The following is a 20,636-nucleotide window of genomic DNA, read 5'->3' as shown; positions in this document are numbered from 1 at the left end:
TCGGCGTCAGAAGAGGTCGGCGTTGAGCCAGAGGTGGGTCTGGATACTGGCGGCGTAGCCCAGGGCGATGGCCCAGCTCCACTTGAGGTGGGCGAAGAAGGTGTAGACCCCCCGCGCCTGGCCCATGAGCGCCACCCCGGCCGCCGAGCCGATGGAGAGCAGGGAGCCACCCACGCCGGCGGTCAGCGTCACCAGCAGCCACTGGCCGTGGGACATGTCCGGCTCCATGGTCAGCACCGCGAACATCACCGGGATGTTGTCCACGATGGCCGAGAGCACACCCACCAGGGTGTTGGCCCAGGTCGCCCCCAGGCCGCCGTACATCGCTTCGGAGACCAGGGCGAGGTAGCCCAGGGTACCCAGGCCGCCCACCGCCAGTACCACGCCGTAGAAGAACATCAGGGTGTCCCACTCCGCGCGCTTGAGGCTGGTGTAGATGTCGAAGGGCCGGTGGCGCGGCTTGAAATGCTGGTGGAAGGCCTCGCGGTCGTCCACGGTCAGCCCGATCTCCTCCGGCTCGCTCACCGGCTCATCCCCCTCGCGCAGGTCCGCCCGGCGGATGAAGAAGCCGTACACCTTGAGCAGCCCCAGCCCGGTCATCATGCCGAGCACCGGGGGCAGGTGGAGGAAGCTGTGCAGGCTCACCGTCATGGCGATGGTGAACAGGAAAAGCCCTACCACCACCCAGCCGCCGTGGCGGATGGTGACCTCCTCCTTGAGGGGATCGGGCTTGCCGCCGGGCACGGCCATGGCCAGGAAGATGGCCGGCACCAGCCAGTTCACCAGCGAGGGGACGAACAGCGCCAGGAACTCCTGGAACTCCATGATCCCCTTCTGCCAGACCATGAGCGTGGTGATGTCGCCGAAGGGGCTGAAGGCGCCGCCGGCGTTGGCTGCCACCACGATGTTGATGCAGCCCACCACCACGAAGCGCATCTTGTCGCCGCCGATGGCGATGACCACCGCCGCCATGAGCAGGGCGGTGGTGAGGTTGTCGGCCACGGGGGAGATGAAGAAGGCGAGCAGGCCGGTAATCCAGAAGATGGACTGGAGCGAGAAGCCGCGGGAGACCAGTTGCGCGCGCAGGGCGTTGAAGACCTGGCGCTCGTCCATGGTGTTGATGTAGGTCATCGCCGCGATGAGGAAGAGGAGCAGCTCGGCGAATTCCAGGATCATGTGGCGGACCGCCTCGCCGGCGGCGTTGCCCATGCCGTGCTGCTGGTAGGCGATCCCGATGAGGATCCAGATCACCCCGGCGGCCACCATTACCGGCTTGGACTTGCGGACGTGGAGGAACTCCTCGGTCACCACCAGGGCGTAGGCCAGAACGAAGAGACCCACCGCGATGTAGCCGTAGAGGCTGGCGGTGAGGTCCGGCGCCTCGGTGGCAGCCAGCGCGGGTAACGGGAGCAGCAGCGCCGCCAGGACAGCGATGGCGGCGGCCGGGATCCGGGACATGTCCTCTCCTCCTTGTCGGCGGTGGTCCGCCTTGTATCGTTTCCGGTTCCCTCGAGGGGAACCGGGGAATCGGCAACTCTACCCCGGAATCGGCGCGTGGTTCCAGCCGGAGCCGGAGCCGGAGTCAGGCGTCGGTAGTCAGCGGCTGGACCTCGACCAGCTCCCCGGGGCTGGCGCCCTCCGACTCGGCGGGGAGGATGACCAGGCAGTCCGCCAGGCTCATGGAGCGGAGGATGTGGGAGCCCTGGGGGCCGGTGGGGCGGACCGCCAGGCTGCCATCGGCGGTGGGCTCCAGCTGGCCGCGCTGGAACTCCGTCCGCCCCGCCGCCTTGGTGAAGGGCTCGGCCTCGGCCACCGGCAGGCGCAGGGTGCGCGGCTCCGCCGGCGGCTCCCCGGCCTGGACCGCCAGGGCCGGGGCGGCGAACTGGAGGAAGGTCGCCATGGCCGAGACCGGGTTCCCCGGCAGGCCGAAGAAGAGCGCATCCCCCACGTGGCCGAATGCCAGCGGCTTGCCCGGCTTCATGGCGATGCGCCAGAAGGCGACCTCACCCCGGTTGGCCAGGGCGGTGTGGATGTGGTCGGCGGTTCCCACCGAGGCGCCACCGGTGGTGATGACGGCATCGGCCATGGCCGCCGCCTCGGCCAGGGCGGTCTCGGTGGCGGCCAGGTCGTCGCGGACCACGCCCAGGTCGTGGACCTCGACCCCGGCGCGCTCCAGCAGCGCGTGCAGGGTGTAGCGGTTGCTGTCGCGGATGGTGCCGTGCTCCAGCGGCTCGCCCACGCCGCGTAGCTCGTCGCCGGTGGAGAAGAAGGCGACCCGGGGGCGGCGGTGGACTCGCACCTGGCTGACCCCCACGGAGGCCAGCAGGCCCAGGTCGGCCGGGCGCAGGCGACGGCCCGGTTCCAGGACGGTCTCACCGGCAGTCAGGTCTTCTCCGGCACGACGGATGTTGTCGCCCTCGGTGGGCTGCTTGTCGATGCGGACGGTCGTCTCGTCGGCGGTGACGTGCTCCTGCATCACCACGGTGTTGACGCCCTCGGGGACCGGCGCCCCGGTCATGATCCGGACGGCCTCGCCGGGCCCGATGTTCCCGGCGTAGGGGCTGCCGGCCAGGCTGTGTCCGACCAGTCGGAGGGATTCGCCGGCGTCGGCGGCGCGGAGCCCGTAGCCATCCATGGCGGAATTGTCGAAGCCCGGGACCGGCTCGGCCGCCGCCACGGTCTGCGCCAGGACCCGGCCAAGGCCGGCGCGCAGGTCGACCATCTCCGTACCCGTGACCGGGCCGGCCGCGGCGAGGATCCGTCGGCGCGCCTCGACCACGGGCAGCAGGTCGGGGCCGGGCTGGAAGCAGGCGTCGTCACGGGTCATAGGTCCCTCCAGGGTGGGGTAGTGGTCGATGATGAATTGCGCGACGGCGGCGGGTTCGGACAGCGCCAGAAACGGCGGTGCGCCGGCCGGTGGGGCCTCGTCGCAGGCAACGGCAATGATGCCGGGATGGTCGGGAAAGAGCCAGGGACCGCCGCGCTCGGCGCGATGGACCTCGATGCGGGGGAACTCGGCCTCGCGGTAGCCCTCCACCAGGACCAGGTCCAGCTCGTAGCCGGCGAAGCGGGCGAGTGCCGCGGGCAGATCGGGCGGGGACTCTTCCGGCGGGGGCTCCACGAAGAGGCTCCAGCGGCGGGGGCCGGCGAGCTGGGTGACGGCCGCCCCGGCATGGCGCAGGCGGTAGCTGTCCTTGCCCGGGCGATCGGGGTCGACGTCGTGGTGGCTCGCCTTGAGGACCCCCAGCCGCCAGCCCGCGGCTGCCAGGTAGGCGATGACCGCCTCCAGGAGGGTCGTCTTGCCGGAACCGCTGAAACCGGCGAGACCGAGGGCCGGGGGAGGGGGCGAGAAGGCGCTTGTCATGCCGCGATTCTACCCTTCCGGTCTTGCTCCTTCATGCCCACGGTTCATGCTGACTCTGGCGCGGAGGCGGGGTACCCACGTTATACTGGTTGGACAGTCACTTGATACCAGGGGGCCGTCATGGCCGTAAGCGACCGCCGCCAGGGTGCCGATTCCGACCGCCTGGAGCTACTGCTCTTCAGCCTGGGCGGCGAGCAGCGCTTTGCCATCAACGTCCTCAAGGTCATGGAGGTGATGACCACGCCGGAGCTCACCCGGCTGCCCGATGCCCATCGCGCAGTCCTGGGGGTGACCAACTTCCGCGGCGAGTCGGTGACGGTGGTGGATCTGGCCCGGACCGTGGGCTTCAAGGGGGCGGACCGCTCCGGCCCCGGCATGGTCATCATCGGCTCCTTCAACCGGGTTCAGGTCGGCTTCCGCGTCGCGGCGGTGGACCGGATCTCGGTGCTCGACTGGAAGGATGTCCACCGGCCGCCCCAGACTTCCTCGCGGGCCAGCTATATCACCGGTGTGACCTATATCGATGACCATCTGGTGGAGATCCTGGACGTGGAGAAGGTGCTCTTCGAGACCGTCCTGGACGAGCACGTGGAGTTCGATCTCGACGGCAATGCCGAGTTCGACGATCTGGCCGATGCCCACGCCGCCGGGGATCGAAGTGTGCTGGTGGTGGATGACTCTGCCATTGCCCGCAAGCAGACCGCCCGGACCCTGGATCGGCTGGGGGTGAACTACCTCATGGCCCGGGACGGGCGGGAGGCCCTGGACCTTCTGCGGGAGAAGGCGCAGGAGACAGAGGGCGAGGATATCCGCGACCACATCGCCATGGTCATCTCCGACATTGAGATGCCGGAGATGGACGGCTACAGCCTTACCCGCGCCATCCGCCAGGATCGCAATCTCAGCGACCTCTACGTCCTGCTGCATACCTCCCTGACCGGGGTGATCAATACTGAGCAGGCCGAGCGGGTGGGGGCCGACGCCACCCTGACCAAGTTCGAATCGGTCTCTCTGGCCCGCCGCGTGGTGGAGGGGCTCACCGCCGGCCACGGGAACACCGCCGGCGCCGCGCAGTCCTAACCGGCGTATCGAGGCAGCGACGAGGAGAGGAGCGATGACATCGGACGCCCCCCGGGTGAAGGTCTGGGACCTGCCGGTTCGCCTGTTCCACTGGTTGCTGGTGGCCGCCTTCGCCCTCTCCTGGTACAGCGGCGAGCAGGGGCTGGAGTGGGTGGATATCCATATCTGGAGCGGCTACGCCATCATTACCCTGGTGGGTTTCCGCATCCTCTGGGGACTCGTCGGCAGCGAGACGGCTCGCTTTACCGACTTCCTCCACGGCCCGCGGCGGATCATTGGCTATCTGCGTGGCTGGTTCCGGGGAGAGGAGCATGCCCTGGGCCACAACCCGGCCGGCGGCTGGATGGTCCTGGTGATGCTGGTCCTGCTCCTGACCCAGGGGATCACGGGGCTCTTCGCCACCGACGATATCTTCTTCGATGGTCCCCTGGGCGGGTGGGTGAGCGGCGACACCCAGAGCTGGCTTACCGGCTGGCACAAGACGCTGTTCGATCTCCTGCTGGCGCTCATTGCGCTGCACATCGTGGCCGTCGTGCTCTATCGCCTGGTCCGGGGGGAAGACCTGGTCCGGCCCATGGTGACGGGGTACAAGCGGGAGGTGGCGCGGCAGCCGACCATGGCGCCGCTGCTGCGTGCCGTGGTCCTGCTGGCGCTGGTCGCCGGGACCCTGGCCATCGCGGTCGTGACGGCGCCCTAGGCCTTCCCGGCGCTTTCGAGGGCGGATCGAAAAGGGGCCGACGCACTGCGCCGGCCCCTTTTTCGTGCAGGTCGGGCCCGGCTTGCCCTGCCGGGTCCGACCGCCGCGGGACTTCAGTCTTCCTTGAAGTTGTCGTGGCACTTCTTGCAGGACTCACCCACCGCGCTCACCTGCTGGCGCAGCGGGCCGAGCTCTCCCTGCTGGGCGACCTCGGCCAGCTCGTCGGCCTCCTGCTGGAACTTCTCCATGCCGCCCTCGAACTTGTCCATGTTCTCCCAGATGGCGTCCTTGGCGTGGGTGTGGCCGTCCCCGGCGTCGTGGGGGCCGCCCCGGAAGCCTTCCAGCGGCATGCTGGCCAGCTGGGCAATGCGCTCGGCATTACGCTGGGCGAGGTCGGCGTCGAAATCGATCTCCCCCTTGGCCATGGCGACCAGCGGGCCGAAGTTCCAGGCCACGGCGGTGAACACGCCCTGGCGGTACTCGACGTAGTCGGCGTCCTTCTTCTCGGCCATGGCGCTGCTGGCGCCCATGAAGGCGGTGGCGGCGACGAGGCTGCTGGCGATGAGCTTGCGCATTTTTCTTGCTCCCTTGCCTGTGTGTCCAATTCGACTGGCGAGTCGGGCGCCCGGGGGCACCCGTCGCCGTAGACCGTTCGGAATGGCGTAAGTTCGGGGCACCGACTGCCGATTTCAAGGAGGCCGTTGTTATCGGTGGCGTTCAGCGCAGATGCCAGGTCTCCCCGTGTCGCAGAACCCGGAAGGCGGTCGGTGCGAGCCTTGCCGCCGCACGCGCCCTCCGCAGCCGTTCCGCTGGTTCGGGCGGCGGTTCGTCGGTGAGGGAGAAGGTACCCCAGTGGATGGCCAGCGCCCGCCGCGCCCCCACATCCTCGCGGATCCGCACGGCCTCCTCGGGCGTGACGTGGCTCGTCTCCATGAACCAGCGGGGGGCGTAGGCGCCGATGGGGATCGCCGCCAGGTCGAAGGGGCCCAGTCGCCGCCCCGTCTCCCGGAAGTGTACTGGCTGGTAGCCCGTATCGCCGGCGAACCAGAAATCGAAGTCGCCGAAGTCCACCGCCCAGCCGGCCCAGAGGCTCTCGTTCTCGTCGAACAGGCCGCGCTTGCTCCAGTGCTGTACCGGGGTGGCGGTGATCGTCAGCCCCGCATGGTCGGCCGATTCCCACCAGTCCAGCTCCGTGACCCGGTCGATGCCGCGCTCCCGGAACCAGTCGGCCAGGCCCAGGGGGACGAAGAAGTGCGCCCCCGGATGGGCCTCGGCCAGGGTCTCCACGCTCTCCGCATCCAGGGCGTCGTAGTGGTTGTGGGAGATCACCACGACATCGATGTCGGGTAGCGCCTCCAGTCCCGGACGGGGCGGGGTGTACCGCCGGGGGCCCAGCCAGGTGAGCGGCGAGGCGCGGTCGCTGAAGACCGGATCGGTGAGGACGGTCCGGCCGTCGACCTCCACCAGCGCCGTGGCGTGACCGACCCAGGTGACGGCCTTGCCGGGTTCGCCGACCAGTGGGTCGGGTCGGGCCAGAGGGGGATCCCAGGGTTCGTGGTCGGGGCGGTTCCACTGCCAGCGCAGGAAATCCAGGAAGCCGGGCCGCTCCACCGGCGGGTGGTTCCGGAAACCGTCCCCGGCATGGTGCGGCTCGGCCGAGGGGGAGGGGGAGGTACAGGCAGCCCCCAGGAGGCATGCCACGACCCCGAAAAATCTCCGGATTCTATTGGGATATCGACTCAAGTTGCTGAATTTCAATTGCTATTAAACCTGTATGAAAGGCCGTTTTGGTGTACCGAAGTCGTGGCCGATTTTTTACCCCGGCACCGGATGGCATCGGCCCCTAAAGGGCCTTCAGGGGCCGGAGACGGGAATTCTGACAATTGCCGGTACTCATGGTTCCTCCTTTATCATCAGCCAGTTACCCGCGAGGGTCCCACCACTGAACGGCGGCGCCCGGGGTTGGCGGTTGAAACTGCCATCGGGATATGTTTCCATGATTGTTGTTCCGCGGCGGCGCCGGTCTGCGGCAGGCCCCGGGAACAGCAACAAACCCATTCTCCTGAGACTACAGTTATCGCGGATGGCAACGGCACGGGCCGGGTCCACCGCCGATTCGAGAAGGGCAGCCAGTGCTGCCCGCACATCCGGCCCGAGCGCCCGCCCGCACCCAGAAGCAAGCAGCCGTGGCGCATCATGATTTTCAACGTGGGTCGTCCATTCCGGACGGCGCGTCTTTTGTGTAACCCCGATACGGGGCCAAGCTAGGAGCGACCAGTATAATGTCGAACACCAGCCTCTTTACTTCCGAGTCCGTTTCCGAGGGCCATCCCGACAAGGTGGCCGATCAGATCTCCGACGGCATCCTCGACGCCATCCTCACTGAGGACCCCAAGGCGCGTGTTGCCTGCGAGACCATGATCAACACCGGCATGATCGTCCTCTCCGGGGAGATCACCACCAGTGCCAAGATCGAGTACAACGAGATCGCCCGCGAGGTGGTCAACGAGATCGGCTACAACCACTCCGACATGGGCTTCGACTACGAGAGCTGCGCCGTCCTGGTCGCTCTCGACAAGCAGTCCCCCGACATCGCCCAGGGCGTGGACGAGGGCCGCGGCCTCGACCCCAACCAGGGCGCCGGCGACCAGGGCCTGATGTTCGGCTTCGCCGTGAACGAGACCGACGTGCTCATGCCCGCCCCGATCACCCTGGCGCAGCGGCTGACCCAGCGTCAGTCCATTGTCCGTAACGACGGCACCCTGCCGTGGCTCCGGCCCGACGCCAAGAGCCAGGTGACCCTGCGCTACGAGGGCACCCAGCCGGTGGGCCTGGACGCCGTCGTCCTCTCCACGCAGCACGACGAGGACATCTCCCAGAAGGACCTCGAGGAGGCCATTCGCGAGGAGGTCCTCAAGCCCGTGCTCCCCGAGGAGTGGGTCACCAAGGACACCAAGTTCCACATCAACCCCACCGGCCGCTTCGTCATCGGCGGCCCCGTGGGTGACTGTGGCCTCACCGGCCGGAAGATCATCGTCGACACCTACGGCGGCATGGGCCGTCACGGCGGCGGTGCCTTCTCCGGCAAGGACCCGTCCAAGGTGGACCGTTCCGCTGCCTACGCCGGCCGTTACGTCGCCAAGAACGTCGTGGCCGCGGGCCTGGCCGACCGCTGCGAGGTCCAGCTCTCCTACGCCATCGGCGTGGCCGAGCCCACCTCCGTGCGCGTCGAGACCTTCGGCACCGCCAAGATCTCCGAGGACAAGCTCGAGCAGATCGTCCGCGACAACTTCGACCTGCGTCCGAAGGGCATCGTGAACATGCTCGACCTGCTGCGGCCCATCTACAAGAAGACGGCCGCCTACGGTCACTTCGGTCGCACCGAGGACGACATCACCTGGGAGAAGACCGACAAGGCCGACGCCCTGCGCAAGGCCGCCGGCATCTAAAGCGGCGCCGGGCGGGGTGCCCACCGCACCCCGCCAGTAGCGCAGCATTCCCGAATTTATAGCGAAGGAGAAACCTTTCATGGTTGATAAGCCCGTCGAGACCCTCGACCCCGACTACAAGGTCGCCGACATCAATCTGGCAGACTGGGGTCGCAAGGAGATCAAGATCGCCGAAGGCGAGATGCCCGGCCTCATGGCGACCCGCGAGGAGTACGCCAAGGACCAGCCGCTGAAGGGCGCCCGCATCGCCGGCTGCCTCCACATGACCATCCAGACCGCGGTCCTCATCGAGACCCTCGAGGCGCTGGGCGCCGAGGTCCGCTGGTCCTCCTGCAACATCTTCTCCACCCAGGACCAGGCCGCTGCCGCGGTCGCCAAGGAGGGGACCCCGGTCTTCGCCTGGAAGGGCGAGACCGAGGAGGAGTACGAGTGGTGCATCCGCCAGACTATCTTCGGGCCGGACGACTGGCGCCCGAACATGATCCTGGACGATGGCGGCGACCTCACCGCCATGATGAACGACGAGTACCCCGAGCTCATGAAGGACGTGAAGGGGATCTCCGAGGAGACCACCACCGGCGTCCATCGTCTCTACGACATGGCCAAGAAGGGTGAGCTCAAGACCCCGGCGATCAACGTCAACGACTCGGTCACCAAGTCCAAGTTCGACAACCTCTACGGTTGCCGCGAGTCCCTGGTGGACTCCATCAAGCGCGCCACCGACGTGATGGTTGCCGGCAAGGTCGCGGTCGTCGCCGGCTTCGGTGACGTCGGCAAGGGCTCCGCCCAGTCCCTGCGGGGCCTGGGTGCCCAGGTGTGGGTCACCGAGGTCGACCCCATCTGCGCCCTGCAGGCCGCGATGGACGGCTACAAGGTCGTCAAGATGGAGGACGCCGCTCCGGTCGCCGACATCTTCGTCACCGCCACCGGCAACTACAATGTGATCAACCACGATCACATGAAGGCCATGAAGCACGACGCCATCGTCTGCAACATCGGCCACTTCGACAACGAGATCGATGTCGCCGGCCTGAGCAATTACAAGTGGGACGAGATCAAGCCGCAGGTGGACCACGTCGAGTTCCCCGACGGCAAGAAGATCATCCTGCTGGCCAAGGGCCGCCTGGTGAACCTGGGCTGCGGCACCGGCCATCCGAGCTTCGTGATGTCCAACTCCTTCACGAACCAGACGCTGGCGCAGATCGAGCTGTGGAATCACCCCGACAAGTACAATGTCGACGTCTACATGCTGCCCAAGCACCTGGACGAGAAGGTCGCGGCGCTGCACCTCAAGAAGATCGGTGCTGATATCACCGAGCTCTCCAAGGAGCAGGCGGACTACATCGGCGTGCCGGTGCAGGGTCCGTTCAAGCCCGAGCACTACCGCTACTAGGCCAACGGCGGTCCGCCGCCTTTCGGCAGCATGAGGGAAGGCCGGCGGCCCGTGCATACGGGTCGCCGCGCCTTCCCTTTTTCTTGGGACGCTACCTCGTGAGGAGTGTCATGGAATCGCAGAAGAAGTTTGAAAAGAGTTTCAGTATCGAGTTCTTCCCGCCCAAGTCCGAGGAGGCGCGGGATCGCCTCCATCGCGTGCGGGACAAGCTCATGACCCTCAACCCGCACTACGTCTCGGTGACCTTCGGCGCCGGCGGCTCCACCCAGCAGGGCACCGTGGAGACCGTCCAGGACATGCTCAACGCCGGTCTGGACGCTGCGCCCCACCTCTCCTGCATCACCTCCAGCAAGGACGAGATCCGGGAGCTGGTGAACAACTACCGGGACATGGGCGTCAAGCGCATCGTCTCCCTGCGCGGCGACGTGCCCTCCGGCATGCGCGGCCCCTCCGGCGAGTTCCGCTACGCCAACGAGCTGGTGGAGTTCCTGCGGTCCGAGTACGGCGATACCTTCCACCTGGAGGTGGGCGCCTATCCGGAATTCCACCCGCAGGCGCCGTCCGCCTCTGCCGACATCGACAACTTCGCCCGCAAGGTGAAGGCCGGTGCCGACGTGGCCATCACCCAGTACTTCTTCAACGCCGATGCCTACTACCGGTTCATCGACCAGCTGGAGAAGCGCGGCGTGGATATCCCGGTGATCCCCGGCATCATGCCCATCATCAACTGGGAGCAGCTCAAGCGCTTCTCCGGCATGTGCGGGGCGGAGCTGCCGCGCTGGATGAGCTGGCGCGCCGAGGAGCTGGCCGACAAGGACGACAAGGAGGGCCTGCAGGCCTTCGGTCACGAGGTGGTGGGGACCATGGCCGAGGAACTCCTCGCCCAGGGCGCCCCCGGCATCCACTTCTACAGCATGAATCAGGCGAAGCCGACCATGAAGCTCTGGCAGGACCTCGGCATCCGGACCTGACCCCCTCAACCCCGCCCCGTGGCGGGGTTTTTTGGCAGGGCCTACCCCTTGCCCCCGACGGGGGTACGCCCCCATTCTTTACCCTTTCCGACCCCACCCATCCGAGAGGAGACAAATCGGCGATGAGCAACAGCCCCGCGACGGTCCCGCAAGGGGAGCACCACGGCCACCCGGCCTTCGAATCCCTGGGAGCACGGCCCATCGAGGCCCTGCAGGTCACCGTGGAGACCTGGCGCCACCGCGCCACTGGCGCCATCCACTACCACATCGCGGCGGACAATCCCGAGAACGTCTTCCTGGTGGGGCTGCGGACCATGCCCCAGGACTCCACCGGCGTGGCCCATATCCTGGAGCACACCGTCCTCTGCGGCAGCCAGAACTACCCGGTGCGCGACCCCTTCTTCATGATGATCCGGCGGTCGCTGAACACCTTCATGAACGCGCTGACCAGCAGCGACTGGACTGCCTATCCCTTCGCGAGCACCAACCGCAAGGACTTCTTCAACCTCCTGGACGTCTACCTGGACGCGGTCTTCTTCGCCAATCTCGACGAGATGGACTTCGCCCAGGAGGGCCACCGGCTGGAGTTCAAGGAGCCCTCGGACCCCACCACGCCCCTGGTCCGGCGCGGGGTCGTCTACAACGAGATGAAGGGGGCGATGAGCTCCGCCACGGCGGTGCTCTTCCAGGAGCTCACGCGCTATCTCTTCCCCACGGTCACCTACCACCACAACAGCGGCGGTGACCCGGAGCAGATCCCGCAGCTCACCCACGAGCAGCTCAAGGCCTTCTACGCCAGCCACTACCACCCCTCCAATGCCGTCTTCATGACCTTCGGCGACCTGCCGGTGGGCGAGATCCAGACCGCCATCGAGGAGCGGGCGCTCTCCGCCTTCCAGCGGCTGGACCGGCGGATGGAGGTGCCGGACGAGCATCGTTACCACGCCCCCGTGCGGGTAGAGGAGGGCTACGCCGTGGACGGGCCCGACACCGCGCGCAAGACCCACCACGTGCTGGGCTGGCTGCTGGGCCGCTCCACCGACCTGGCCGAGCAGCTGCGCGCCCAGGTCCTCTCCGGCGTGCTGCTGGACAACAGCGCCTCGCCCCTGCGCCACGCCCTGGAGAGCAGCGACCTGGGGACCAACCCCTCGCCGCTGCTGGGGGTGGAGGACTCCAACAAGGAGATGGCCTTCGTCTGCGGCCTGGAGGGCTCCGATCCCGAGCACGCCGACGCCGTGGAGCGCCTGGTCCTGGATACCCTGGAGGAGGTGGCCCGGGAGGGCGTCCCCGCCGAGCGGGTGGAGGCGGTCCTCCACCAGATCGAGATCAGCCAGCGGGAGATCGAGGGCGACGGTATGCCCTTCGGCCTCCAGATCATCCTCGACGGGCTCTCCGCTGCCATCCACCGGGGTGACCCGGTGGGCGTCTGGGACTTGGACACCGCCCTGGCGGAGCTGCGCGCCGAGGCCGCCGAGCCCGACTTCATCCCGCGGCTGGTCCGCGAGCGGCTGCTGGACAACCCCCACCGGGTGCGGCTGACCCTGCGTCCGGAGCCGGAGATGACCCAGCGCCGGGAGTCGGCGGAACGCACCCACCTGGATGCCATTGCCGCCACCCTGGACCATGACCAGCGCCAGCAACTGGTGGAACGGGCCGCGGAGCTGGCCGACCGCCAGAACCGGGAAGACGACCCGGAGCTGCTGCCGAAGGTGGGCATCGAGGACATCCCGCCGGCGGCCGAGCCGCCGGACTTTACCACCCTGGCGGGTACGTCCGCCCCGGCCAGCTTCTACGGCCAGGGCACCAACGGCCTGGTCTACCAGCAGGTGGTGGTGGAGCTCCCCGAGCTGGAGCCGGAGCTGCTGGAACTGCTGCCCCTGTACACCGACTGCCTCACCGAGGTGGGGGTGGGCGAGCGCGACTATCGCGAGGCCCAGGCATGGCAGGATGCCGTCACCGGCGGGATCCACGCCTACAGCACCGTCCAGGGCGGCGTGGCCGACGTCCAGACCACCGCCGGCCACCTGGTCCTGGGCGGCAAGGCCCTGGCGCGTAATGCCGACCATCTCTCCGAGCTGCTGGAGGCCACCCTCAACGGCGCCCGCTTCGATGAACACGACTGGCTGCGCGACATCGTCGCCGAGCAGCGCGCCCGCCAGGAGCGGGCGGTTACCGGGCAGGGCCACGTCCTGGCCATGCGCGCCGCCTCCGCCGGCATGGCCCCGGCGGCGTCGCTAACCCACCGCCTGCGCGGCCTGGAGGGGCTGCGGCGGCTCAAGGCGCTGGATAGCGCCATGGAGGATGACGAGGGCGCGGTCCGCGCCTTTGCCGAGCGGCTGTTGGCCCTGCACGAGCGCATCCGGCAGGCGCCCCGGCGTTTCCTCCTGGTGGGAGAGCCGGAGCATGCCGAGGGGCTGGAGAGGGCGGTCAACGCCCACTGGCCGACGGCACCGGCCGCCGAGGAGTTCGCCGGGCTGGCCCTGCCGCCGGTGCGCGAGGCCGTCCACCAGCTCTGGGTGACCCAGAGCCAGGTGAGCTTCTGCGCCCGCGCCTATCCCACGGTGACCAAGGACCATCCCGATGCCGCGCCGCTCACCGCCCTGGGCGTGCTGCTGCGCAACCAGTTCCTCCACCGGGCCATCCGCGAGCAGGGCGGCGCCTACGGCGCCGGCGCCAGCCAGGACGTGGACAACGCCGCCTTCCGCTTCTTCTCCTACCGCGATCCGCGGATCCAGGGAACGCTGGACGACTTCGACGCCGCGGTGGAGTGGTTCCTGGGCCGCGACCACGACTGGTCGGCGGTGGAGGAGTCCATCCTCGGGGTGGTCTCCTCCCTGGACAAGCCGCGCTCCCCGGCCGGCGAGGCGCGCCAGGACTTCCACGGCCGCCTCTACGGCCGCACCCCGGAGGTGCGCCAGCGCTTCCGCGACCGGGTGCTCGCCGTGCGCCAGGCCGATCTGGAGCGGGTCGCCCGGGAATACCTGGCCGAGGGCACCTCGAGCACCGCGGTGGTCACCGGCGCCTTCGGGGCGGAGACCGCCGACGACCTGGGGCTGGTGGTGGAGCGTCTGGAGTCCTGAACGGAAGAAGTTGCGGGAGAGAGTGAGGCCGGGCCCCGCGGGGGTGGCCGGGACCCTCGGCGGCAGGGATGCCGCCGTGGAGGCTACAGGGACGTATGTACGCCGTGTCCCGGCCACCCCCGCGGGGCCCGGCCTTGCTCTCTCCCCTTCGTTTGCCGCAGTCTTTTTTCGAAGAACCAACACCTACAAGGAGAACTCCCATGGCCGAGGCCATCGACGACCTCACCGTCGCCTACCACGAGGGCAGCGAGGAGGTGGTGCGCGAGCTGGACAAGGCCGTGCTCACCCGCGGCGCCTGGACCACCATCCTGTTCAAGTACACCGAGCTCGACCGCAAGACCGGCGACTTCGGCCAGACCCGCTTCACCATCCGCCGCTACCAGAAGCGCGGGGACAGCTTCATCCCCAAGTCCCGCTTCAATATCTCCAGCGTGGACCAGGCGAAGAAGATCCGGGACACCCTGGACGGCTGGATCGCCGAAGAAGAGGGCAGCTAGCCCGTGTTCGAGGCCGTCGAACTCGGCCGCGAGCTGGACAAGGCCGACTTCAAGGCGGCGGAGCCGGCCCTGCGGACGCGCCTTCTGCAGGCGCAGTGGGCCCTGCAGCGGGAGGGGGTGCCGCTGGTCATCATCCTTGCCGGTGCCGAGGCGGCCGGGCGGGCGAAGGTCGCCGACCGCCTGGACAAGTGGCTGGACACTCGCGGCATGACCACCGCCGCCTTCTGGGACGAGACCGACGAGGAGCGCCAGCGCCCGGCGCACTGGCGCTTCTGGCGGCGGCTGCCCGGGCGCGGGGAGATCGCGCTGTTCTTTGACGGCTGGTATCGCCGCCCCCTCCAGGGCGGGACCCTGGGGGAGCTGGAGGGGGCCGACCTGGAACGGGCGCTCCACCGGAACGCCGACCTGGAACGGACCCTCGCCGCCGAGGGGACCCTGGTGGTGAAGTTCTGGCTCCATCTCACCGCGGAGCAGCAGTCACGGCGGCTGGCCAAGCGGCGGAAGAAGGAGCAGAAGGCCAGCCAGGCGGCCCGCCGGGCCCGTCGCCACGCCGCCACGGCCCTGGAGGCCGAGCCCGAGGCCCACTACGCCGCCCTGCGCGAGACCGCCGAGCAGACCATCCGCGCCACCGATACCGGTGAGAGCCCCTGGTACCTTATCGAGGCCGGCGATGGCCGCCACCGCGACCTCACCCTCGGCCAGACCCTGGCCGCGGCCATGGAGTCGACCATCGAGGCCCGGGCGGAGCAGGGAGCCGCCGGCCCGGCCCCGGTTCCGCACCCGGCCCCCGAGCCGGCGGGGAAGGCCCCCTCCCTGCTGGACAGCGTCGACCTCGGCGAGCGTCTGGCCGAGGCGGACTATCGCGAGCAGCTCAAGGCGCGCCAGCGCGAGCTCCACGAACTCGCCTGGGCCGCCTGGGATGCCGGCCGCTCCCTGGTGGCCGTCTTCGAGGGCTGGGATGCCGCCGGCAAGGGCTCGGCCATTCGCCGGGTCATTGCCGCCATGGATGCCCGGCTGCACCGAGTGATCTCGGTGGCCGCGCCCACCGACGAGGAGGCGGCCCATCACCACCTGTGGCGGTTCTGGCGGCAGATCCCCCGGGATGGCTATGCCACCCTCTACGACCGCTCCTGGTACGGCCGGGTGCTGGTGGAGCGGGTGGAGGGATTCGCCGCCGAGGCCGACTGGCGCCGCGCCTACGCCGAGATCAACCGCTTCGAGGAGCAGCTGGTGGAGCACGGCACCGTGGTCGCCAAGTTCTGGCTCCACATCAGCGACGAGGAGCAGCTACGCCGTTTCCGGGAGCGGGAGGAGACGCCGTGGAAGCAGCACAAGATCACCGACGAGGACTGGCGCAACCGCGAACGGCGCGACGACTACCGGCGTGCCGTGGAAGAGATGGTCGCCCGCACCTCCACCAGGGAGGCGCCCTGGACCCTGATCCCGGCGGAGGACAAGAAGGTCGCCCGCATCCGGGTACTGGATACCCTCATCCAGGCCCTGAAGCAGGCCCTGGCCGACTGAGCCGTCCCCGTCGTTCCGGGTGGCTCCGTTGTCGGGATTCCCGCCTTCGCGGGAATGACGCGGTTCAAGAGACGTCGTTCCGGATGGCGTGCCAGCGCCAGTCCGGAACCTCGAGAACAGGCCACGGTGCTGGGTGAGGGGGCCGGCCCGGCCCTGGGCTCAGGGCAGGGTTGGCAGGGCCGCCGCGGCGCGGCTTACCGTCTCGCTCCGGGCCGGGTCGGCGATGGCGTCGCGCAGGGCGCTGCGCATCCCCGGCAGGGCCACCAGCTCGGTGATGGTCTTGGAGAAGACCTCCTGGCCGGTTCCCGCCAGCGCCTCCAGGAAGGCGCCGGCCACGGCGGGATCGGCGAGGTCGGCCCAGGCGCGGCCGGCCACGGCGGCCAGGAACTCGGCCTCGGTCTCCGGATCCAGCCCTCCCAGCCGGCGGGTCAGCCACGCCCGGCGCGGAGCCGCGTCGGCAGCCCCGGTGAGCCCGCGCAGGGCGGCGGCCGCCTCGGTCCCCGTCGCCGTCTCCGCCCGGTCCAGCAGGGCCGCGGCCACCGGCTCCGGCAGCGTAACGTGCTCCAGCTGGCGCGCCAGCGCCTCGAAGGGCGTGGCCGGGAGCTGCGGGATGGCACCGGCCACCCGCTCGGCGTTGTCCGCCTCGTCCAGCCGTTCGGCGATGTCCGCCAGCCCCTGCAGCCCCAGGAAAGCCCACTGGTCCCAGCCGTGAGCGCCGGTGAGATAGATCCGGACATGCTCGTAGTAGGCCGAGGGTTCCCGCCCCAGGAGTCGGCCGGCCCGGGCGTGCAGGGCTGCCATGCGCTCGGGATCCGGGGTGAAGCCGTAGGGATTGTCGCCCAGGGGGTCGTGCTCGTTGGGGTCCTGCTCCCGCAGCGGCGCCTCCGCCAGCCGGGCCAGGAGGTCGTCGCGCACCGCCGGATGGAGGTAGCCCGCCTCGTCCAGGGGCAGGGCCAGGAACCAGACGAAGGGATCGGCGCCGGTCTCGCCCACCAGCCCCAGCCGTGCCCGGCCCTGGAAGGGCAGGGGCCAGGGGGTATCGCCGCGCTCCACCGCGGCCAGGGTCTCGACATCCACCGGGGTGAGCTGGCGGCCCATGTCGAAGGCGTGGAGGGGGACGCCCTGACGGGCGCAGAGGTCGGCGATCCCCTGGGGGGCTTCAGTCTCGGAATCAGGCATTGAGGTCGGGTATCAGTCGGCTCTCGATATGGGCGATGGCGTCCTTGAGCTGGAGCTTGCGCTTCTTCAGCCGGGTGAGCTGCAGCCGGTTCATGGCCGGATCCTCGGCCAGGCGCGCGACGGCCTCGTCGAGGTCGCGGTGCTCCTCGCGCAGAGCCTCCAGGCGCTGACGGAGTTCACTCTCCTCGCTGGGACCCATGGCCACCCCCGCTCTCGGACACTCGTCGGAGGCCACAGGATACGCGGTGGCGGCGGTGATTCAATCCCGGGAGCAGAGGGCATCCGTGTGGTTTCCGGAAAAGGCCCGGCGGTCGGTGCGAGTCCCGGCTACCAGGTCGTCGGCAGCAGGGATGCTGCCGTCGAGCCGACAGGGATGTCTTCACGGCGTACCTGGTAGCCGGGACTCGCACCGGCCGCCCCGAGCAGACGGACGCCCGACGGGTAAAGGGCGCTATTCCCCCGGCAGCGCCATCCAATCGGCCGCCCGGGGATGGAAGTGGGCCACCCCTTCCAGCACCCCGGCGGCGTAGTAGCCGTTCATGCCCAGGAAATCGCCGCCGGCGATGTAGAGCCGGTCCGGGTGGCCGATGGCGTCGACCCGCTCCCGCGCCTCGGCGCGGACGTCGTCGGCGGCGTTGCGCACCAGCACTGCCTCCAGGCCGCTGTCGAAGACGGGCAGGTCGTTGCCGGAGTCACCGGCGAAGACGGTGGACTCCCGGGCGAAGCCGAGCCGGTCCACCAGGAATTCCACGGCGTGGCGCTTGGTGGCGCGCTCGGGAAGGATGTCCAGCAGGCCGGTATCGGCGGCCTCGTCGATGGACCAGATGAGGCTCGCGCGGATCCCCAGGGGGTCCAGCCGATCCCGGACCCGGGCCAGGAGGGCGTCGCGGTCGGTATCCGTGGGGGCGTACCAGGAGCACTTGAAGGTGTTCTGCTTCTCCGGCTCCTGGGGGGTGAGTTCCGGCAGAACGGCCAGGGTCGCGGCGATGGCATCGCGGTCATGGCCGGCCCAGTCGGGGGCGATGTGGTCGTGCCACGCCTGCCAGGGGGGCCAGCGCCCGTCCTCGATGCGATAGATGGTGGTGCCCACATCGCCGATGGCGAAGTCGGGCTCCGGCAGGTCGTACTCGGCGATGGCGGCGTGCAGGAGGGCCTCGTGGCGGCCACTGACATAGGCCAGCGCCGTCTCCGGTCGGGCGGCGAAGGCGCGCAGCCGGGGGCGGGCCTCCGGCGACTCCGGCCAGCGGCCGTTGGGCAGCAGGGTGCGGTCCAGGTCGGAGCAGAGCAGCAGGCGATCAGCCAAGGTCGACTTCTCCCTCGTCCATTGCCCCCGTGAGGCGCAGCACCGGGGCGCCGGCCAGGGCCCGGTGGCCGAGGACCGCCGCCGCGGCGCTCCAGCCCTGGTGGCGGGTGCCGCCCGCCGTGAGTTCGGTGCCGTGGACGAACTCGGGGAAGGACCAGGGCTCGCCCTCCATGGGAAGGGCGTTGGCCCGGTCCAGAGCGGCCAGGTGGTGGCGGGCGGCGGCCTCGTCCCGACCAGCCAGGTCGGCCACGTGGAAGCCGGTGATGAGCGGCCAGAGCCCACCGTTATGGTACTCGTGGGGGTGGTTGCGGAAGCTGTAGGAGAAGTTCATCTGCAGCTCCTCCCAGGCGCTGTCCTCGGGATGGATGACCGGATGGAAGGCCGGCAGCAGTTCCATCCCCTCGGGAGCGATCTCGCGGATGAAGGTGTCCACCTCGGCGCGCTGGTCGTCGTAGGCCACCCGCAGCAGGGAGGCGAGGACATTGGCGAAGGCGTCGAAGCGGAAGCCGTAGCCGGTGGGCGAGAAGAAGGGCATCCAGTGGCGGTGCTCGCTCTCGCGCAGGGCGGCGGCCTCCCGGCCACGCTGGTAGAGGACCGGGTGGTAGGCATCCTCGCCGGCATCGTCGCCGTTGCGGAACCAGTAGTTGGCGCGGATGAGATGGTAGAGCCGGCCGATACGCTCCAGCAGGGCGTGGTCCGTCGTCCCGTGGACATGGCCGTGGATCCGGCAGAGCGTGCGCAGCGCCTGGAGGTAGAGGAGCTGGTCGTAGAGGACGTAGCCGGACTGGATGTATTCGTCGGCCCAGTCCCCGGTCTGGGGGACGTAGAGCAGGCCGCGATTGTTGAACTCCCATGCCCCCAGGAGGAAGCGGACCCGTTCCAGCGCCGGCAGCATCGCCTCGATGAAGGCATCGTCTCCGGTGGCCGCCCAGTACTCCCCGCAGGCGATGACGAACCAGAGACTGGCGTCCACCCGGCCGGCGGTGCCGCCGAAGGAGACGCGCTCGGTCATGGGCTCCACGTTGCTGGGGATCTCGCCGTGGGGTCCCTGGTGGTTCGCCAGGGTCTCCAGGGTCCGGCGGAGGGTCATGATCAGCGTCTCGTCGCCGCTGGCCAGGGCGGCCAGGCCGAGGACGGCGCCGTCCCGGGACCAGACCCGGTGGTAGTTGGCGTGTTCGGTGGGGGAGGCGAGGAAGCCGTCCGCCGTGGCGCAGCGGTGCATCAGGGCCAGGGCCTCGGTGTAGCCCTCGGGAGTGGTGCCGTTCTCGCCGGTTTCCGCGGACTCCGCCATGCTCCGACCTCCGTTGGGGTTCGGTTTCAATATAGCAAGCGCCGGGCGCCTGGCGCACACTGGGAACGGGGAATCGTGCAAGCATCCGGGAGGCCGGAATGACGCAGCCGCAATGGCGAACCGAGACCGATGCCGAGGCGGTGGCGGCCACCGCCGCCGCGGACCTGGCCCAGTTGCTGGAGGGGAGTGACGGCCCCTTCCACCTGGCGCTGGCCGGGGGGCGCACGCCGGAACGGCTCTATCGCCGCCTGGCAGGGATGGACCTGCCCTGGAACCGCCTCCACATCTGGTTCGGGGACGAGCGCGCCGTGCCGCCGGATGATCCCGACTCCAACGAATGCATGAGCCGGGAGGCGCTACTGGACCACGTGCCCATTCCCCCGGGACAGGTCCACCCCATGCGGCCGGCGGTGACCACCATCCGCCACGATGCCGCGGCCTACCGGCGGGAGCTGAGCCGATGGGCGCCCCGGGATACCGCCGGCTGGCCAATATTCGACCTGGTACTGCTGGGGCTGGGGGCCGACGGCCATACCGCCTCGCTCTTCCCCGGCTCCTGCGCCCTCCACGAGGCGCATCGCAGCGTTGTTGCCAACTATGCCCCGAAACTGCGGGCGTGGCGGCTGACCCTGACCTATCCCGCCATCAACGCGGCGCGCCGGGTGTGGCTCCTGGCCACGGGGGCGGAGAAGGCCGGGGCGGTGGCGCGGCTCCGGTCCGGGGATGCCAGCGCCCCGGCGGCGCGGCTGGCGCCGGCGGGGGAGTACCGGATCCTGCTCGACCGCGCCGCGGCGGGGGAGGGCTGACC

At 69.3% G+C, this 20,636-nt stretch carries 17 protein-coding genes; 9 read left to right on the top strand and 8 right to left on the bottom strand.

What is annotated here, in order from left to right; genetic code table 11:
* Positions 1–6: 6 nt before the first annotated feature.
* On the bottom strand, positions 7–1,458 hold the full coding sequence (gene nhaD, locus BM272_RS03025) for a sodium:proton antiporter NhaD (RefSeq protein WP_093427252.1): 1,452 nt from the start codon (positions 1,456–1,458) through the stop codon (positions 7–9).
* Positions 1,459–1,582: 124 nt separating this feature from the next.
* Positions 1,583–3,364 carry a bifunctional molybdopterin-guanine dinucleotide biosynthesis adaptor protein MobB/molybdopterin molybdotransferase MoeA gene (locus tag BM272_RS03020; protein WP_093427251.1) on the bottom strand — a complete coding sequence of 594 codons (1,782 nt, stop codon included), beginning with the start codon at positions 3,362–3,364 and terminating at the stop codon, positions 1,583–1,585.
* 120 nt (positions 3,365–3,484) lie between these two features.
* On the opposite strand from BM272_RS03020, the gene BM272_RS03015 reads away from it, so the two are divergent.
* Positions 3,485–4,444: a chemotaxis protein gene (locus BM272_RS03015; protein WP_093427250.1), complete on the top strand. Its 960-nt coding sequence runs from the start codon at positions 3,485–3,487 to the stop codon at positions 4,442–4,444.
* A 34-nt stretch (positions 4,445–4,478) separates the two neighbouring features.
* Positions 4,479–5,141 (top strand): cytochrome b/b6 domain-containing protein, encoded by a 663-nt coding sequence (locus BM272_RS03010; RefSeq protein WP_093427249.1) that lies wholly within the window; start codon positions 4,479–4,481, stop codon positions 5,139–5,141.
* A 113-nt stretch (positions 5,142–5,254) separates the two neighbouring features.
* On the opposite strand, the gene BM272_RS03005 is transcribed toward BM272_RS03010, so the two are convergent.
* Both BM272_RS03005 and BM272_RS03000 read right to left on the bottom strand, forming a co-directional pair.
* Positions 5,255–5,716: a c-type cytochrome gene (locus BM272_RS03005; protein WP_093427248.1), complete on the bottom strand. Its 462-nt coding sequence runs from the start codon at positions 5,714–5,716 to the stop codon at positions 5,255–5,257.
* A 142-nt stretch (positions 5,717–5,858) separates the two neighbouring features.
* A complete protein-coding gene (locus tag BM272_RS03000) occupies positions 5,859–6,842 on the bottom strand; it encodes an MBL fold metallo-hydrolase (RefSeq protein ID WP_159433006.1) in 984 nt (327 codons plus the stop codon).
* A gap of 581 nt (positions 6,843–7,423) precedes the next feature.
* Here BM272_RS03000 and metK point away from each other — a divergent pair.
* From metK to pap, 6 genes are all read left to right on the top strand, one after another.
* Positions 7,424–8,590 carry a methionine adenosyltransferase gene (gene metK / locus BM272_RS02995; protein ID WP_093427246.1) on the top strand — a complete coding sequence of 389 codons (1,167 nt, stop codon included), beginning with the start codon at positions 7,424–7,426 and terminating at the stop codon, positions 8,588–8,590.
* Positions 8,591–8,669: 79 nt separating this feature from the next.
* Positions 8,670–9,983, top strand: coding sequence for an adenosylhomocysteinase (ahcY, locus tag BM272_RS02990; protein ID WP_093427245.1), 1,314 nt, complete (start codon positions 8,670–8,672; stop codon positions 9,981–9,983).
* Between the two features lie 110 nt (positions 9,984–10,093).
* Positions 10,094–10,954, top strand: a complete 861-nt coding sequence (gene metF, locus BM272_RS02985; protein ID WP_093427244.1) for a methylenetetrahydrofolate reductase [NAD(P)H] — start codon at positions 10,094–10,096, stop codon at positions 10,952–10,954.
* Positions 10,955–11,076: 122 nt separating this feature from the next.
* On the top strand, positions 11,077–14,034 hold the full coding sequence (locus BM272_RS02980; protein WP_093427243.1) for an insulinase family protein: 2,958 nt from the start codon (positions 11,077–11,079) through the stop codon (positions 14,032–14,034).
* 200 nt (positions 14,035–14,234) lie between these two features.
* Positions 14,235–14,531: a hypothetical protein gene (locus BM272_RS02975; protein WP_093427242.1), complete on the top strand. Its 297-nt coding sequence runs from the start codon at positions 14,235–14,237 to the stop codon at positions 14,529–14,531.
* Between the two features lie 3 nt (positions 14,532–14,534).
* On the top strand, positions 14,535–16,055 hold the full coding sequence (gene pap / locus BM272_RS02970) for a polyphosphate:AMP phosphotransferase (protein WP_093427241.1): 1,521 nt from the start codon (positions 14,535–14,537) through the stop codon (positions 16,053–16,055).
* A gap of 159 nt (positions 16,056–16,214) precedes the next feature.
* On the opposite strand, the gene BM272_RS02965 is transcribed toward pap, so the two are convergent.
* The 4 genes from BM272_RS02965 to BM272_RS02950 all read right to left on the bottom strand — a co-directional run bounded on the left by BM272_RS02965 (position 16,215) and on the right by BM272_RS02950 (position 19,828).
* Entirely contained in the window at positions 16,215–17,234 is a 1,020-nt protein-coding gene (locus BM272_RS02965; RefSeq protein ID WP_093427240.1) for a DUF3549 family protein, read from the bottom strand.
* Positions 17,227–17,433 carry a YdcH family protein gene (locus tag BM272_RS02960; protein WP_093427453.1) on the bottom strand — a complete coding sequence of 69 codons (207 nt, stop codon included), beginning with the start codon at positions 17,431–17,433 and terminating at the stop codon, positions 17,227–17,229. The genes BM272_RS02965 and BM272_RS02960 overlap by 8 nt, the downstream gene beginning before the upstream one ends.
* Before the next feature lie 252 nt (positions 17,434–17,685).
* Entirely contained in the window at positions 17,686–18,537 is an 852-nt protein-coding gene (locus tag BM272_RS02955) for an HAD-IIB family hydrolase (RefSeq protein ID WP_093427239.1), read from the bottom strand.
* The gene (locus tag BM272_RS02950; protein WP_093427238.1) at positions 18,530–19,828 is read right to left on the bottom strand and encodes an amylo-alpha-1,6-glucosidase; all 1,299 of its coding nucleotides are present in this window, start codon (positions 19,826–19,828) and stop codon (positions 18,530–18,532) included. The genes BM272_RS02955 and BM272_RS02950 overlap by 8 nt, the downstream gene beginning before the upstream one ends.
* Positions 19,829–19,926: 98 nt before the next feature.
* Between BM272_RS02950 and pgl the strand changes: the two genes are divergently transcribed.
* A complete protein-coding gene (gene pgl, locus BM272_RS02945) occupies positions 19,927–20,634 on the top strand; it encodes a 6-phosphogluconolactonase (RefSeq protein ID WP_093427237.1) in 708 nt (235 codons plus the stop codon).
* Positions 20,635–20,636 lie beyond the last annotated feature (2 nt).

Source organism: Thiohalospira halophila DSM 15071 (assembly GCF_900112605.1).
Classification (GTDB): domain Bacteria; phylum Pseudomonadota; class Gammaproteobacteria; order Thiohalospirales; family Thiohalospiraceae; genus Thiohalospira; species Thiohalospira halophila.
The sequence above is the reverse complement of the archived record's forward strand: the minus strand, read 5'-3'. Positions and strand labels throughout refer to the sequence as shown.